The sequence below is a fragment of the Paenibacillus sp. FSL L8-0663 genome (genome assembly GCF_038008125.1).
Lineage (GTDB): Bacteria > Bacillota > Bacilli > Paenibacillales > Paenibacillaceae > Paenibacillus > Paenibacillus polymyxa_D.
Genome location: NZ_JBBOYM010000001.1, coordinates 606233 through 622455, shown reverse-complemented (window position 1 = coordinate 622455; position 16223 = coordinate 606233). Strand labels below are relative to the sequence as shown.

Below are 16223 nucleotides of genomic sequence, written 5' to 3'. Positions count from 1 at the left end.
ATGTTTGGGCAGTTCATTTTTTTACACTAGCTTCTTCTGTCCTATCAGGATTTTGAAAAATTCGATTCCAGTCGCTCCGGAGTGCAAGATATAGACGAACTAAACCATTTCGATCTATATCTTATTCATTGGAAGTCGCTTATGGGATTTTTGCAAAATCCTCGTCTATATGGATGTGTCCCAGCTTATCTGGATTAACCATTAAATAAAAATTCTGAATATGCTCCCCGTCCGGTGTCAGTATGAGACATAAGGTTTCTCTCACTTTTCCGTCTTCCAGAAATGCCAGCTGGACCTCGCCATTGATGACGGTATGGAACACATCTCTTTCTCGTAAAACGGTTAATACCCGACGAGAAGTCAACAGGGCAAGAACACCTTTGCGTACAACCATCGGCTTCATCACCGTATGCACATTACCTCCGCCATCTGACACAAATACAGGTTGTTCAGCCAGTAGTTCCAGCATAGCAGTCACATCGTAGGCAAGAAAAGCTGTTGTAAAACGTTCTAGTAGTTTTATTCGGGATGAGTTATTCACATTGCGACTGGACTGAGCCTCAAGAGCAGATTCTCCGGAAGATAGAATACGACGGGAGCGACTGAACAACTGACGACAGTTGCTCTCCGTCTTCCCCAGCAATTCCGCAATATCTTTGTAATCATATTGAAAAGCTTCCCTCAGCACAAAAACAGCCCGCTCTATCGGCTTTAGCTGCTCCAGCAAAACCAGAAAAGCGTAAGATATCATATCTTTACGCTCTAACCAATCCGCAGGGAGATCTGCGCTTTCACCCAACGGCTCCGGCAGCCACTGTCCTACATATGTCTCTCTTTGCTTACGTGCAGAGTTCAGTAGATTCAGGCACCGATTCATCGTCATTTTGGCCACATAGGCTTTGGGATTGTGTATATTATCCAGGGGCTTATCCTTCAGCTCGACAAAGCAGTCTTGAACGACATCCTCGGCATCTGTAACCGTTCCAAGCATGCGATAAGCAATGGCAAAAGAATATTTGCGATATTTCTGATACAGCTCTTCCAGACTTACATCCACCGATTCTTGTTCAATTCTATGTTCTTTGCCAGACAAAGCATAGCCCCCTGTTCATTAAAGAATGCCCGGATACATGCCCGTTGCAATTGCAATCCGGTTCCAACTGTTAATCACGTTAACTGCGGTTATCAAATCTACGTATTCTTCCTCGGTAAAATGCTCTCTGACCCGATTATACAAATCTGTAGGTACCCCTTGTTCTGAGATACGAGTAACCGCTTCGGCTAATTCAAGCATAACACGTTCTTTTTCCGTGAACAAAGGAACCTCCCGCCATAAGGCTAGCTGCAAAATGTGGTCAGCATAATCCCCCAGCTTGAGCAGATCCTTCGCATGCATATCCAGACAATAGGAACATCCATTGATTTGGGATACTCTAATTTTCAGTAGTTCGTACAATACTTTGTCTGTAAAACGACCGGAAATATATTTCTCCATCTCCATCATCGCCTTGAACGTACTAGGACTCACTGTTCTGTGATTGAATCTTAAACTCACGATACATCGCCTCCATTATTGGTTTACATATAGAAGACAAATGAACATGTGATTTTGTGACAAAGTGCAATACATCAATTGGGAATTGCCCTCAATTGACATAGCATGTATTATAGATAAATGATTTTATGCAAAGAAGGTGAGCACTCACATGAGCGGAAAAGGTATTATAAAAGAATTTAAGGAATTCGCTGTACGGGGTAACGTGATTGACCTTGCGGTCGGTGTTATCATCGGTGGAGCGTTTGGCAAAATTGTCACTTCTGTGGTAAACGATATTATTATGCCTCCGATTGGTAAGCTTCTGGGAGGTATGAATTTTCCAGATTTGTATGTAGCTTTACAAGCTGCTGAGCCTTTAAATGGTGACGGTACACGCAAGACTTTGGCACAGGCCAAAGAAGCAGGGATCGCGGTCCTCGCCTATGGTCAGTTCATTAACGTCCTGCTGGACTTTCTGATCGTGGCCTTCTGTGTGTTCATGCTGGTCAAAGGGATTAACATGCTGAAACGCAAAGAGGAAGAAAAACCTCCTCAGGAAAAAACGATCAAGGAATGTCCACATTGCCTATCCGAAATTCCTGTAGCCGCTACCCGTTGCGCACATTGCACTTCCAAGCTGGAAGGGTACGTGGAAGCACGCTGACTCAACCCACTTATATGACTACAATAAACGGCTTAAGACGCTCTATCGTCTTAAGCCGTTTTGGCATGTATGGAAAATTCAATTAGTTGAAATTGGTGATAATGCCACGGGGTCTAACGGGCAAGCCCTCAGCGTACAGATGGGAAACATCACCGAAGCCGATGCAACGGGGAACTGCCCATTCTTGGGAGCGCTCATCAAACAAGATCGTGGTTACGGAGCTAGGCGGCATCCAAAAACCGGACCAGACCAAGGCCAATGGCAACTCCAACAGATGAGCAAGCCAGGTCAGCCCGAAGCCGCCATGACAAAATACCGCCACCTGATCTTCAGTGTGCTTCAGAATCCGGTACCTGCCCTCCACCCGCTCAAAGCCTTGCCGTTTCAGGAACTCATCGGAATGAAGCTTCAGCCGCTCGAAGGTTTCAGGGCTTTGCGTTCCCTGATAATAGGAAATCTCCTGCCAAGAGTCATGAGTCGGCAGGGGCAACTCGGAACGGATCACTTCACCAGGCAAATCCCAATGGGAAAGACGGCCGTATGGGGTTTCCTCCAGCTTTAGAGCCAGCTCCTGCGTCCAGTGTTCTACTTCATGAGTCATACCCAGAGAGTCGGCGGTGTAGCGCATCGTATCCAAAGCCCTCCCCAAAGGAGAGGCATAAATTCGATCCAGTCCGTGACTGGAAAGCCGCTTGGCTAGTGCCTGGGCTTCCAAATGCCCCTCCGGCGTTATGGTGTTGTTGGGGTAATCGGGGTCTGCGTGTCGGATAATATACAATCTCATCATTGTTCTCCGTTCCTATGAATGGCGACAGGATCGCTTTATCTCATTTCATCGATTAGTTCTCCTGGTCTTTAACGTTTATTCAGCAAAGTTTCCAAAATCGCGCGCAAATCCCTATCTTCCTGGTAGACTTCCTCACCCGTATCCAGCTCAATAACCCGGATATATGTATAATTGGCTCTGACATCGACTGGTTTAAAAATCAATTCCTCCGGATTGTCTGGGCGGACATCATAGCCCATATTTTTGAACATATCCGTGATTTGATCAATCCCCGGCTTGCCCCCGCTTTCCAGCATAATCAACCCGCGAAGTTCCTTGGGTTCCTCCGGATGCATGACTCGAAAATGTACTATACATTCCATGTAAAATCGCTCCTTTCAATAATAAATCTATGTGATGTTTCAAATCCTTATGTTCCCAGCATACCCCAAATGCCACTCCACATTCCACACCCGCCTTCATATCGTTAGGACAGAAAACACGTTATACTGTAAAGTAGACCTTTGATTTCTGCTTACTATAGGAGGAACCACGATGAATAGCGAGCTTCTGGATATCTACGACGATGAAGACAACCCCCTTGGCACAGCCTCCCGACGAGACGCACATGCCAAGGGATACTGGCACCATACCTTTCACTGCTGGCTAGCACGAGACACTTCTACAGGCCGTCGCTTGCTATTCCAACAGCGTCAGGATACGAAGGATACCTTCCCCGGATGCTACGATATTACAGCAGCCGGTCATTTGACGGCAGGCGAAGATATGTCTCAGGCGGCTCGCGAGCTGGAGGAAGAACTGGGCATTCATGTTCCCTTTACCTCATTAACACCGCTGATGACCGTTCGGTATGAAAGCAAAGGTACCGCCCAGGGCACCTCTTTTTGGGATCGGGAGGTTAGCTCGGTGTTTGGACTGCTATCGAACCAGCCATTGGAAGCTTATCATCTCCAGCAAGAAGAAGTAGCCGGACTGTACGAAGCGGATCTTGACCAAGCACTGGCCCTTTTTGAAGGCTATATTCCCTTTATCGAAGCCCAAGGCATTACGTCAGGGCCGAACCCAGAAAAAACTCGCCGCCTGATCACATCGGATCAATTCGTGCCTCATAAGGCGGGCTATATTACATCTATATGCCGGGCACTGATGGAACTTCCTACCCGGTAATCTTTAGCTATTCCCCAGCTGACATATATTTGCCGATAATGCCTTCATACCGCCAGCCATACCGGGTCGACAGCTCTCTGCCCATATCATGCTCCAGCTCATACAGAATAAGATCCTGAGCAAAATGATTAAGCAGCAGGCCTGTCATTACCGGATGCTCGGTAATAAGCGCCTGTGTCGGGCAATTCTCTCCCCGCATCCCCAGCATGCACCAACGCCGATCAATAACAAAAGAAAACTTACGCCCTGCTGGTTCCTGTCCGTCTGTACCAGACCTAAGCGGTAACCACGGTCCCATCATGCTTTCTCCGTTATCGCAGGACCAGAGCAGACGCACACCTCGACTCTCGGCTTTCTCCAACTCTGTCCGCAGCAGTTCGGCTTCCTCGCGCCACAAGTCCAACACAATCTCATGCTCTGCCCGTTCCAACTCACGGGTCAGACTTTCCAGTACCTTCCGATCGCCTTCCGCATTATAAAAGGTCGGCTTGGTTGGTTCTGTTCGTGGCATTTCTTTCTCCACTGCACGTAGAGACTCCTGCATTTGTCCTTCGATCATCCGGGTCAATTCAGCCGGTGGCAGCATGCTGTAACGTACAGGCTCTCCCGCACTGGTTCTGAGGTATCCCTGCCCGGCCAAACGCTGTAAAGCCGCGTACACGTTGGAGCGTGATGCACCCAGACGCTTAGCCACTTCATAGCCGGAAGCCGCATTTTGCCTCGAAAGCTCGACCATAACCTTGGCTTCCATTTCCGTAAAACCCAGATTCCGCAGATGATGCAGCAAACGCTCCATATATTCTGTTCCCCCTATGCTGCCCGGCGTTATGTCTGTGTCCTGCGGCAGCCTGTTCGGCTGCGTTAAATCTGTTCAGCTCCGCAACGCGGGCACCACTTGGACCCTTTGGGTAGTTCTGCGGTGCAGATTTGGCATTTTACATTTTCACGTACTTGTGCAGACGGCGTTGCCGGTTTCTCAGCCCCGGAGTTGTTGGCCTTCCAATATCGAATCCGCTCGTCCAGCTCCTCCTGACGCTCACGCTCACGTGCCAATTCTTCAAGACGACGGTGTTCTTTTTCCAGATCTTCCTGACGACGGCGCTCCCACTCAGCGTCGAATGCCGCTTTTTCCTCCGGTGTAAAATCAGACACTGTATAATCGCGGTCTAGTCCCGCTGGTTCGTGTGTTTCATACCGCTCATCCTGTTCCTGTTCATGTCGATCGACTACTTCATGTTCTGCATACTCCGTGTAAGCAGGCGCAGCATCCTTCGCTACCTCTGGCTTGCGCAGATCAAAAGAATAGACGTCCGTTGGCACCTCTTCACGCACAGCAGCTACTTGTTTGGAAGCAGCCTGTCCTTCATTGAGCTTGCGTCCGCATTTAGGGCAAAAGTTCGCATCCAGAGGCACAACCGCTCCACAGGTGCATAAATGAGCGTTCTTCAATTCTGCAATTCTACTGCGCAGCTCGTCAATTTCATCCTGAAGCTCATCACAAGCAGTGGATAGCTGTGTCATCTCGGTTTCTGCCACCGACATGTCGGATGCGCGATAACCTTCGTAAAAGATTTGACCCATTCGCAAGAAATGAACATCCATTTCCTGCTGGATCGTTGTAATTTGTGAATTGATCTTACTAATCTCGACAGCATGCTGCGCCTTTTCTGTTGCGCGATTAGCGCCTTCCTTTATACGTTGAATCAGCTTCATCGTTATTTCCTCCCCATATCCAGCCGGATTTCACTGTACCGTCCGTATATCCCAAAGTTTTTTTCTGTTGGCAAACCTCGAACTCCTGTATAATGGAATGCGGTCATATCGCCTGTTTGAAGGCTATAGGCATTGGCGTCAACGTATTGACGTTCTGACGCTTCGGCAAGATCCGCATGAATTTCAGCATTATTTTAGTCCATCGCCTTGTTCTTATCGTCAGCTAAAGCTGACTAGAACTCTATCATACCAAAAACTACCCCCATTTGTGAAAATGGAAGATTTTAAGAACGAAAGGGGTTTCAGGATTATGGACCCAAATCCTTCTTTTTACCCCCGACCCATCGGGGTTCCTTATTCAACGTCGAGCCCTCAGGCACGTCGTGCTTCCATGGATACCAGTATGACGCTGGTACCCGATACCGACCAAGACTCGGCCTATTTCCGTGCTTTAGAGAACGCCGGCATTCACCTGAACCGCCCGCAGATTCAGGCCGTCCGCCACGGCAAAGGCCCCCTACTGACCCTTGCAGGGGCTGGCTGCGGCAAAACCACAGTGCTGGCTGCCCGCGCAGGCTACCTGATGGCGATGCGGGATGTTCCTGCATCGTCCATTCTGCTGGTGACCTTCACCAGCAAGGCAGCTGCCGAGATGAAACTGCGCATCGCGGGATTACCCGGTGTGCGCCCTGCCGCTGCACGTGCAGTTCAGGCACGCACGTTTCACTCATTCGCTTTAGCGATGCTGCGTCATCGCGGCGTGCAAGATGAAGTGTTCGGTGAAACGCAGGCCCAGCATACCGTCATGAAAATGATGCTGCGGCAGCTTGGGCTCAGCGAAGCTTTCCAGCCGGAAAGCCTGCTGTCTGCCCTCTCCGCCTGGAAAGCGGAAGGCCGCAGCGCGGACGAGCTGCCGGAAACCGTGCGCGAGGAATCGGATGCCAAGCGTGCCATGCTCGCTTATGAAGCGTGGAAACAGGAGCGCAATAAAATGGATTTTGACGATATTCTGCTGCGTGCCTCCGCACTACTGCGTGACCCGGATGTGCTTCAGCCGCTTCAGCGACGTTTTTCACATATCATGGTCGATGAATTTCAGGATACGAATGCCCTCCAATATGAGATGGTGCAGCGGTTGGCTGCCCGACATCGCAATCTGATGGTTGTGGGGGATGATGACCAGACGATCTATACCTTTAATGGGGCACGCCAGGAATCCATTCTGGAGTTTGACAAGGTCTATAAGGATGCAAAGGTCATTACTCTGGATATTAATTATCGCAGTGATGCACGCATTTTGGGGCTGGGCTCCAACATCGTCGCCAAAAATGTTCATCGACGCTCCAAACGTCTTGCGGCTGCCGGGCGTGAGGGCTTGCCGCCACAGTTTGCCACCCCATCTGGGCCTGAGGAAGAGGCGGGACATATTGTTACTCATCTGCTCGGGCAGGTAGAAGAAGGTCGTCTTCGCTACCGGGATATCGCTATTTTGCACCGGACAGCCAGCGGAAGCCGATCTATTTTTGAGCAATTAATTATGCGGGATGTCCCATTTATTCAGTACGGAGCAGGGGCTGTATTTTATGACCAGTCCCTGATTCGTCCTTTAATGGATCACCTGCGCTTGTCGCTAAATCCCCGACGTATGGAATCCATTCCGAGCACCCTTGGGCCGCTGTACGTCTCGCGTGAGGCTGGGATGGAATGGATTATGCGCGAGGAGAAACAGCAGGCTAAAAAATACCCGCTGATTCATCTCAGCCGCTGGGATCGACTACGTGATTTTCAGCGTGAACAAGTGAAAGAGCGTATTCGTCTGATTCGCAGTCTCACTACCATGAAACCTGCCTATGCCATTCAAGAAATGCGGCGCGTCTTTTATGACAAATATTTGGAAAGTGGAGATACGGGCGCGTGGACTCATTATAAGGAAACGATGCAAGAAAGTCTGGAGGAGCTCGAAACGGCAGCCAAGCGGTTTGACACTGTGGAGGCGTTCGTCAGCTTTGCGGACGAGCTTTCCGAGCGTCACCGCCAAATGGAATCGCTGCGCAGAGAGGAAGACAGCGATGCTGTTCGGCTCATGACGATCCACCGCGCCAAGGGATTGGAATTCCCTTGCGTATATTGGATCGGAGCCAGCGAAGGCATTCTGCCGCACAGCTCGGCGCTGCACAGCGAGCTGCCGGAGGATCGGCGGGCAGGCGCCGCCCCAACTACAGCTGTGGATAACGATGCAGCGCTTGAAGAAGAGCGCCGCCTCGCTTACGTGGCCGTCACCCGGGCGAAGGAGTTGCTATACATCACCTCCCCCGCCTCTAATCATGGCAAGCCTGCCGCCGTGTCACGCTTCCTGCTGGAAGCCTATGGGGTCACCCCTGAGGCTTCCAAGCCAGAAACACGCCGCAGTAGCTTTGGCCAAGCGAAGGGTGCTTCCGGGTATGGCAGCCGTGCTGGCGCTGGATCGCCAGCGTCTGGCACAGCGACCCGTGTGAGCAGCAGGCCGGGACCAGGCAGCGCTACGGCACGGACAACCTCGTCGGTGGCAGGGTCTCCGGCGGAGCCACGCATCAGCGTGCCCGTGTGGAAATGTACCGACGGCGCTTGCAAAGCGTGGATGCGTCGCGACACAACAAGCGGACGCCGTACAAGCGCGGCTAGCACAAGCACGCCGCCAGTGTGCCCGCTCTGCGCCTCCCCGATGACAGAGGGGACACGCAGCATCCCAGCCAGATAGGGATACGGCGTATAGCTGGTATGGAGAATTGTGCAGACCAATGATAAATTAAATAAGCTTTGGACAGACCAATAAAAGAAAGAGCGGTAGGCTAGGACGTGAAAAATAAAGTCCTAGTCTGCCGCTTTCTGTTTTAACTTGCTATTGAACGTTCGTTTTCCGTTAGTTCAATGCCTTGCTCTTTGTGATCACCCAATAGGTGTTCCATCAGGTAGTTTGATATCTGGTTTCAATAGAACCACATCCCCCTTTTCGGGTATTCCTCCAAGAACCAATACCTCTGACTTAAAGCCTGCTATCCGTCGAGGTGGAAAGTTGACTACACCTATGATTTGTTCCCCTATAATATCTTCAGCCACATATCTTTTTGTAATTTGTGCACTCGAAGCCTTTATTCCGATATCTTGTCCAAAATCAATTTCAAGTTTAATATTTTGCAACTGTAGTATACTTTAAAGATTTTGCCCAAAAATACATTCCCATACCGAATAGAGTCATGATTCCACCTATAAATTGAAATGCAGAGATTATTTCTCCCAAGAATAAGTAGGCGAGAATTATGGCAAGAACAGGCTCTCCAATAATACCAACGGAGACCGTAGTTGCACCCATTGATTTCAACAACAGATTAAAAATATATTGTCCAAAAATAGTTGGGATTACTGCAAGTAACAAGAAATACATCCATTCCGACGAGTCATATTCAATCAAGGAATAATGATTCAACAAATTGTACACCAGCATGACGCTGCCACCAATAAAAAAAACAATAACACTATATAAATTTGCATTTATTTTGTGACTTACTTTCTGTCCTGCCAACATATATGCTGAAACCAAAATTGTTCCCAATAAAGATAATCCATCTCCGATCAATGCCTCTCTCGAAATCCCTATGTCTCCCCAAGCAATAATGATTGAACCGACAAGAGCGGCGATCAAACAAAGTATGGTTAATATGTTGGTTCGGTCTCTGAACATAAAGTATGAACCCATCATTACAAATAAAGGCTGTAAGGATAAGATGACCATGGAGCTCGCAACTGAGGTATATACTAAAGATTCCATCCAGAATAAGAAATGTAACCCGATAAAAAGACCGGCTATGAAAACGGTAATCCAATCTTTTTTGTTCATTTCTAAGGAACGGAACATTTTCCAAGGTACAAAAGGAAGCATTATGAGTACTGACATATACAATCTGTACATCCCAGCCACAGAGGTTGGAATATCTGAGGATTTGATCATGATGGATGAGATAGAGACAGACAGTATGCTGATTAAAAGCAAAATATACGGATGAAACGGTAACGACGATTGATTTATTTTCACATGTACGCCTCCAAGAGGTCTTATCCAATCGCCTGTGCACAGGATTGTAATGATAAGCCGAAGATCTGGTATAATAATATCACCACTTTTATTTATTTTGTGTAACTATATCTTTAATTTATATAGAAATATCGTCATGAGAAAGGACCTCGCTAAAATGGAAAAACAATTGCATGAGACCATTCTATATCCCGATGTTTCATTTCCATACATCATGTACACCCATACTATTCATGCAAGTAGTCCTGAAGGTAGAGGATTCAACGATTTACATTGGCATGAGGAGCTACAAATCACTTTGGTTACCAAAGGGAAGCTAGTGATCCAAGTTAACGGGATTGATCATGAATTAGAAACAGGTCAGGCCATTTTAATTAATAAAGGTGTTCTTCACGTTACTACGCACCTTACACATAACGGCCAATATGTCAGTTTTAATTTTCCGGAGAAGCTGCTGGCCTTTTATGCAGATAGTGTGATGGAAAAAAACTATGTACTGCCTTATACAAACTCTCTCTTATTGTCATTAGTAATCAAAGGAGATGTTGAATGGCAAATTCAAATACTGCAAATGCTTTGGGATATGAAAGAGAAATTTGATATGAAAAAAAACTGGGGATGGGAATATGAGGTTTCTATTAAAACAGTACAATTATGGTTCATCATAATTTCTAACATTTCGCTTTCTTCGGAGGAAGCACCTAAACACATGAAACTGCAACAGGAAAGACTTCAATTGATGCTCAGCTTTATCCATCAAAACTATTCAGACAATATAACACTGCAAGAAATTGCTGAAGTAGCACATTTAAGTATTTCGGAATGCACTCGTAGTTTTAAGAGAACCATTCATATGACACCTTACGACTATTTAATTAAGTACCGTATCAAGAAAAGCAGCGAGTTATTAATTTCAACAGATTCTACAATAACTGAAATAGCCCACAGAGTGGGGTTCAATCATGTAAATCACTTCATTCAATCTTTTAAAAAACATCATGAAAGAACACCTAAAAATTTCCGGAAATTTAGAAATGAAATCAAGGATTAAGGGCTATTTCTTTTCTGGTTGCGTGATACTGCTCTAATACCAACAGTCACCTATATTCCGTTGTACTTCTCAACCGGCGCGCGACAGCGGCCTAATTCGTCAATCAATAGATAGCTTAAAATCAACAATAGTTTGCTCAGCCGTGATCTCATAGCCTAAGCCCTCGTAAAGATATACAGCGGCTTGGTTCTCCTTCAGTACTCCCAGGTAGATATCTGATGAAAGTGACCTGCCCAGTTTTGTAAGTTGGCTCGTCAAGTGCTTTGCTAGGCCTTTCCCTCTGTGAGTAGGGCTTGTGTATATGTTTCCGAGCTCAACAAGTTTAGAATCATAAAAGTGGAAGCCGCCCACGACAATAAAATGACCACATTCCTTTATCCCAAGGAAAGGATATTGTTCGAGTTCGCTCCTCGTAAAAAATTTCATGCTGCCATTTCGTAATAAATCCACTATATCTGAAAGGTCATTTTCCTTAACTAGCTCAGCCCAGTTTGAATCGAGCAGTTTCGATTGATCCATATGCTTCATTGTTAAAAAACGTTGTGGGTTACCCAATATAAGACCATGAGATTGAAAAAGTTCAAGGTCACGATTACAGAGGATTGTACCACAAACAGTATTTTTCTTAAGTTGAATGATTTCCTCAGTAAAAGTAATAAGAGCTGGAAAGTTAAGTTTCTCGCGATTTATGCAATGGAAAGAAAAAGCAGGGAAGGATAGCCCCCAAAAGTATGCTAAGACCGCCGTCAGCTTGTCGTCTATATATTGACCAACAAATTTAGCCTGCTCCTTACGTTGACTTAAATAGCTATAGAATAACAAGTGTTGGTCTCTATTAATCTGGTCAGTTAATTGACTAATTGTTTCGTAGGTAAGCAATCGATGAGAAATCATTTATTAGTCCCTTTCATTAGTCATACTTTTCCTATGCGTGGAATACCTACTGGCATGATACCACAAATTGAAACTATTCTTCCCGCTTATTCCATATAGCCTTAAAAAATATTGGGTTATACATTTCTATAAAGATAAATTGTTTGCCGCCGGAGTATAAAAATCCATAATTTAAGGATGATTTTTCCCGAAATTCATTGTATGGTTCCTGCCTCGCGTCTAATTTATCATGAAATTAAAGAGAGGTGAGGCACTGAAAAAATTAATGACAAATATTGAAAACGCATACAAATGAAGAAGGTATGTTTAAAAGTGCAAGCTGGTCCTTAATCACCTGTCATCGATTACTTCAAAGCGTACTTAATATGTACACACTTATGAAAGCGTTTTCTGTACTATGCGTTGCAGGTTAACTAAGGCTTTAACATCTAATTCAAGGAGTGAGTCATATGCCAGACCCATGGAAAAAAAGGTTTTTCAGTATTCTCAGTTTTGTTCTCTTATCCTTTTTGTTGGTATCTCTCAGTTTAATTCCAAGCCTAGCAAAAGCAGAATCAGCTCACTTGGTCACTGACGGTAGCCCCTCTCCTATAGTCGTCAGCTCCAAAAATGCAATTCTTCAAGGTTACGGGGTAGAAAAACGGAATATACCCTATACCGGCGATACGCTTTATAAAGGCGATGGCTATGTATCCTTCTTTTATGACTATGACCCAAACTCAGGAAAGTCTGACGGGACGGCTACGTTTAAAGTGAACGTGCCTACAGCAGGTCTTTATAGGCTGAGCCTCGGCTACTACATTCCGGCGGACACCGGCTCCAAGGATACCAGCATCAAGGTCAATGGCACAATGGCTGAAAACGTAACGCTGGCTGCTCCTCCGAAAGGTGCGGCGGTGAACGAGAAAATGGTAACTAAGATCATGCTGAATGCTGGCACAAACGAGCTGACTTTTTCAAGAGGCTGGGGATATTACGGGATCGAGTATGTGAAGGTTGAATTCGCCAATCTGCCTGCTGCCATAAGCAAAATGGAAGCCGAAGAAGGAGCCATTACTGGTGAGGTCAGCATCGAAGCTGCTGATACGGGTTATTCCGGTACCGGTTACGCAGCCTTTAAAGGCACAGGGTCGTTAACCTTTGCCTATAACGCAGCCTCAAGCGGGCTTTACAATCTTGCAATCGGTTACAGTAACCCCAATGGAGACAAAAAGACTCAATTGGTGGTCAATGGCCAGACCAGCGAAACATCACTCCCGTCAACAGCAAGCTACACAGAGGTATCTGGCGGTAAACTGATGCTGAGTGTGGGAAACAATACCATACAGTTCAATGTCGATTCGGACCAATATCATATCGACTACGTCAAGCTGTCAGCAGTGTCCCCCCCGAAATTGCATCAGATTGAGAAAAAGCCAGTAAACCCGAATGCGACTGCGGAAACCAAGGCACTTATGGGTTATCTCGTCGATAGTTACGGCAGCAACATTCTTTCCGGTCAGCACACTCTTGAGGATGCCCAGTGGATTAAAGACCAAACTGGAAAGTATCCTGCGATGTTATCAACGGACATGATGGATTATTCCCCCTCTCGCATCGAACATGGCGCCACCTCAACTGAAGTGGAAAAGGCGATTCAATGGGCCAAAGAAGGTGGAATTGTCACATTCGCATGGCACTGGAATGCTCCTAAGGGACTGCATGATATTCCCGGCAAAGAATGGTGGCGCGGGTTTTACACGGACGCTACTACATTCGACGTTCAATATGCACTTAATCATCCCGAATCGGAAGAGTATCAGCTTATCCTAAGGGATATCGATGCTATTGCTGCTCAGTTGAAACGTCTCCAAGACGCTCACGTTCCGGTGCTGTGGAGACCGCTGCACGAGGCGGAGGGCAAATGGTTCTGGTGGGGCGCCCAAGGGCCAGACTCTGCCAAGCAACTGTACCATATCATGTACGACCGCCTAACAAACTACCATCACCTGAACAACCTGATCTGGGTATGGAACTCCGAGAGCCCCGAGTGGTATCCGGGAGACGATGTCATCGATATTGTAAGTGTGGATATCTACAACCAGGCGGCTAATTATAGCCCAAGTATCGGCAAGTATGACAGCTTGGCGAATCTCGTGCAAGGCAAGAAGCTGGTTGGTCTGTCCGAAAACGGCCCGATTGGCGATCCTGAATTACTTCAAACATATTCAGCGCATTGGCTCTTTTTCACCACATGGACAGGCGACTTCATCCGCAACGGACAATATAACTCCCTGGATCATCTTATAAAAGTGTTCAACAGCGATTACGTGATCACGAGGGATGAGCTTCCCCAAGACCTATTTACTTCGTCCAAGAATGAAGCGGAGTAAATTACTTTGAACGTATCCGTAACTATACCGTCCCATCCAGCGTCGTAAAGTAACGAAGTAGTCTTCCTCTAACAAACAGCGGCCACCTCTGAAAATAACCAGGGTAGCCGCTGTTTATTTGTACCTCAAATGCTCCATATTTTATTCTCCCGTTTCGTTAATGTAGCTACTTTTCTAACCAAGAGACCATTATGAAAAAGGACCGTCTCCTCTCCGGCAGGAAAGTGGAAACGGCCCCGTTCTTTTATGCGAAACGAGTTAGTTCGTGGACCACAGCTTAATTCGGTCTTGGATATGCTTGGTAAAGGATTGTTCCATTTCTTGCACTCCAGCTTTCTCTAGTTCTGCCATATAGGCATCCCAAACCTTGTCGAAGTTTTCCGGTTTAGTCATGACAGCTTCCGGAATTCGTTTCCATGTAATATCCTTCATCTTGGCTCCAAGAATAACAGCCGGATCGTCATTGGGAAGAGACATTGTATATGCTGCTCCGTATGCTCTAGGCGGAAATTCCTCTTCCTTCGGGAATAGATCTTTCCAGTGCTCGATCTTATAAGCCTTAAGAACTTCCTTCTCCGACTTGTTGTAAGTCGCTGTCAGCAGTTCTGGATAACTACGAGTGAAATAGTTGCCAGTTGAGTCTTCGATGCCATCACCATAATGGACCGACAAGTTCCAATATAGACCGATTCCAGACTCTTTTTGGAAAGCCGCATTGTCATTGTTTATCCGTTCAAGTACAGCCGGAGTAATCGTCCGTTTGCCGTCTTTCATCGTGTAATGCTTTCCTTCAATTCCCCAGTTATTCAGGACTTGCCCCTCTTCCGATGCTAGAAAGTCGAGAAACTGGATAGCGCGTACCGGATCCTTGCATTTGCTAGAGATTGAGATTCCGTATCCCCCATCAAAGCCAGGAAGCCAGAAATTGGTATCCTTGTACTCCTTGCTCATGGTGACTGGATAATGACCGTAAGTCTGATCGAATTTGCCTTCCGCCTTCAGCGCATTTTGTCCGTCGCCATAGTCCCATTCTGGATCGGCCAGACCCAGTACGCGGCCTGAAGCCACTTTCGCCTTAAACTGGTCAGTCTTCTGCACAAAGCTTTCCGGATCAAGTAATCCAATGGCATTCATGTGATTCAACCAGCGAAAATATTCTTTTTCTTCCGGTCGACGGAAATGATAAGTCGCTTGGTGTGTTTTTTGATCGATGTAGTATTCACCATCGTCTGGTCCCCCTGTTGTTTGGAATCCTGAGTTCGTTACCTGGTACATATGCCAATCGTCCGCATTTAGGGACAGTCCGATATTTTTGTTGCCATTTTCATCCGTCGGATGCTTGGTTAGATAGTCCTTAATGACTTTTTCAAAATCCTGTACCGTACGAATGTCTGGGTATCCCGCTTCCTTGACGACACGGTGTTGGAGTTTAAATCCTACGTCGGGTTTGATTTTTTTCTCCTCGACAGCGGACCAGGTCGGAATCACATAGATCGATGGGTCGTCCAAACTGTACTTTGTCCGAACAAGCTTGTCACCCAGCATTTTTTTGATGTTCGGTGCGTGCTTATCGATCAAATCCGTCAAATCAATGATTGCGCCAGCATCGACAAGTTTGCCGACATCCGCCTTAGCAGCGATCAAATCAGGATAGTTTCCTGTGGCTGCAATCAACGAAATTTTTTGGACCGGGTCGCCGACAGCGAATTCAGCATCTAGAGTTACTCCCGTTTTTTCAGCGATGACCTTACCGACTTCATCCTTCATGCTATTCCAGTTTGTGCTGGAGTCTTCCGAGAAATAAGTAAGCGTGATGTCTCCTGTGGTTACGGCCTTGGTAGCATCAGATGCTTTATTACCGCCGCACCCTGCGAGCGTCGCGACTAAAGTTAATGACATTACGAAAGATACGACCATTCTATGTTTTCTTGGCTTCATGGAGCTAAACCTCCCTGTATAATGAATGTTT

The 16223-nt window shown here is 46.7% G+C and carries 14 protein-coding genes and 1 pseudogene; 5 read left to right on the top strand and 10 right to left on the bottom strand.

Annotation, left to right across the window (positions count from 1 at the left end; translation table 11 throughout):
- Positions 1 to 139: 139 nt before the first annotated feature.
- Together MKY75_RS02765 and MKY75_RS02760 are read right to left on the bottom strand one after the other, a co-directional pair.
- On the bottom strand, positions 140 to 1093 hold the full coding sequence (locus MKY75_RS02765) for a sigma-70 family RNA polymerase sigma factor (protein ID WP_165148148.1): 954 nt from the start codon (positions 1091 to 1093) through the stop codon (positions 140 to 142).
- Positions 1094 to 1111: 18 nt separating this feature from the next.
- Positions 1112 to 1555: a carboxymuconolactone decarboxylase family protein gene (locus MKY75_RS02760; protein WP_039270408.1), complete on the bottom strand. Its 444-nt coding sequence runs from the start codon at positions 1553 to 1555 to the stop codon at positions 1112 to 1114.
- 151 nt (positions 1556 to 1706) lie between these two features.
- Between MKY75_RS02760 and mscL the strand changes: the two genes are divergently transcribed.
- Positions 1707 to 2201, top strand: a complete 495-nt coding sequence (gene mscL / locus MKY75_RS02755; RefSeq protein WP_039270406.1) for a large conductance mechanosensitive channel protein MscL — start codon at positions 1707 to 1709, stop codon at positions 2199 to 2201.
- Between the two features lie 82 nt (positions 2202 to 2283).
- Here mscL and MKY75_RS02750 read toward each other — a convergent pair whose 3' ends face one another.
- Together MKY75_RS02750 and MKY75_RS02745 are read right to left on the bottom strand one after the other, a co-directional pair.
- Positions 2284 to 2985, bottom strand: a complete 702-nt coding sequence (locus tag MKY75_RS02750; RefSeq protein WP_029515948.1) for a histidine phosphatase family protein — start codon at positions 2983 to 2985, stop codon at positions 2284 to 2286.
- A 71-nt stretch (positions 2986 to 3056) separates the two neighbouring features.
- Positions 3057 to 3350 (bottom strand): hypothetical protein, encoded by a 294-nt coding sequence (locus MKY75_RS02745; RefSeq protein WP_029515949.1) that lies wholly within the window; start codon positions 3348 to 3350, stop codon positions 3057 to 3059.
- A gap of 172 nt (positions 3351 to 3522) precedes the next feature.
- Here MKY75_RS02745 and MKY75_RS02740 point away from each other — a divergent pair, with 172 nt between their 5' ends.
- Positions 3523 to 4155, top strand: a complete 633-nt coding sequence (locus MKY75_RS02740) for an NUDIX hydrolase (protein WP_029515950.1) — start codon at positions 3523 to 3525, stop codon at positions 4153 to 4155.
- Between the two features lie 7 nt (positions 4156 to 4162).
- Here MKY75_RS02740 and MKY75_RS02735 read toward each other — a convergent pair whose 3' ends face one another.
- Positions 4163 to 4951, bottom strand: a complete 789-nt coding sequence (locus MKY75_RS02735) for a TrmB family transcriptional regulator (protein ID WP_029515951.1) — start codon at positions 4949 to 4951, stop codon at positions 4163 to 4165.
- A gap of 65 nt (positions 4952 to 5016) precedes the next feature.
- Complete coding sequence (locus tag MKY75_RS02730) at positions 5017 to 5868, bottom strand: zinc ribbon domain-containing protein (protein WP_029515952.1); 852 nt, start codon at positions 5866 to 5868, stop codon at positions 5017 to 5019.
- 310 nt (positions 5869 to 6178) lie between these two features.
- Between MKY75_RS02730 and MKY75_RS02725 the strand changes: the two genes are divergently transcribed.
- A complete protein-coding gene (locus MKY75_RS02725; protein WP_340884241.1) occupies positions 6179 to 8605 on the top strand; it encodes a UvrD-helicase domain-containing protein in 2427 nt (808 codons plus the stop codon).
- A 188-nt stretch (positions 8606 to 8793) separates the two neighbouring features.
- Here the strand turns inward: MKY75_RS02725 and MKY75_RS02720 are convergent.
- Both MKY75_RS02720 and MKY75_RS02715 read right to left on the bottom strand, forming a co-directional pair.
- Positions 8794 to 9036 (bottom strand): annotated as a pseudogene (locus tag MKY75_RS02720) (tRNA-binding protein); the annotation flags it as partial.
- Complete coding sequence (locus MKY75_RS02715) at positions 9032 to 9937, bottom strand: DMT family transporter (protein WP_340884238.1); 906 nt, start codon at positions 9935 to 9937, stop codon at positions 9032 to 9034. The gene MKY75_RS02715 and the pseudogene MKY75_RS02720, both read right to left, overlap by 5 nt.
- 157 nt (positions 9938 to 10094) lie before the next feature.
- On the opposite strand from MKY75_RS02715, the gene MKY75_RS02710 reads away from it, so the two are divergent.
- Positions 10095 to 10988, top strand: a complete 894-nt coding sequence (locus MKY75_RS02710; protein WP_340884235.1) for an AraC family transcriptional regulator — start codon at positions 10095 to 10097, stop codon at positions 10986 to 10988.
- A gap of 99 nt (positions 10989 to 11087) precedes the next feature.
- On the opposite strand, the gene MKY75_RS02705 is transcribed toward MKY75_RS02710, so the two are convergent.
- Complete coding sequence (locus tag MKY75_RS02705; protein ID WP_340884233.1) at positions 11088 to 11882, bottom strand: GNAT family N-acetyltransferase; 795 nt, start codon at positions 11880 to 11882, stop codon at positions 11088 to 11090.
- A gap of 449 nt (positions 11883 to 12331) precedes the next feature.
- Between MKY75_RS02705 and MKY75_RS02700 the strand changes: the two genes are divergently transcribed.
- Positions 12332 to 14254 (top strand): glycosyl hydrolase, encoded by a 1923-nt coding sequence (locus MKY75_RS02700; RefSeq protein WP_340884232.1) that lies wholly within the window; start codon positions 12332 to 12334, stop codon positions 14252 to 14254.
- Between the two features lie 258 nt (positions 14255 to 14512).
- Here MKY75_RS02700 and MKY75_RS02695 read toward each other — a convergent pair whose 3' ends face one another.
- Positions 14513 to 16192: an ABC transporter substrate-binding protein gene (locus MKY75_RS02695; RefSeq protein ID WP_340884230.1), complete on the bottom strand. Its 1680-nt coding sequence runs from the start codon at positions 16190 to 16192 to the stop codon at positions 14513 to 14515.
- Positions 16193 to 16223 lie beyond the last annotated feature (31 nt).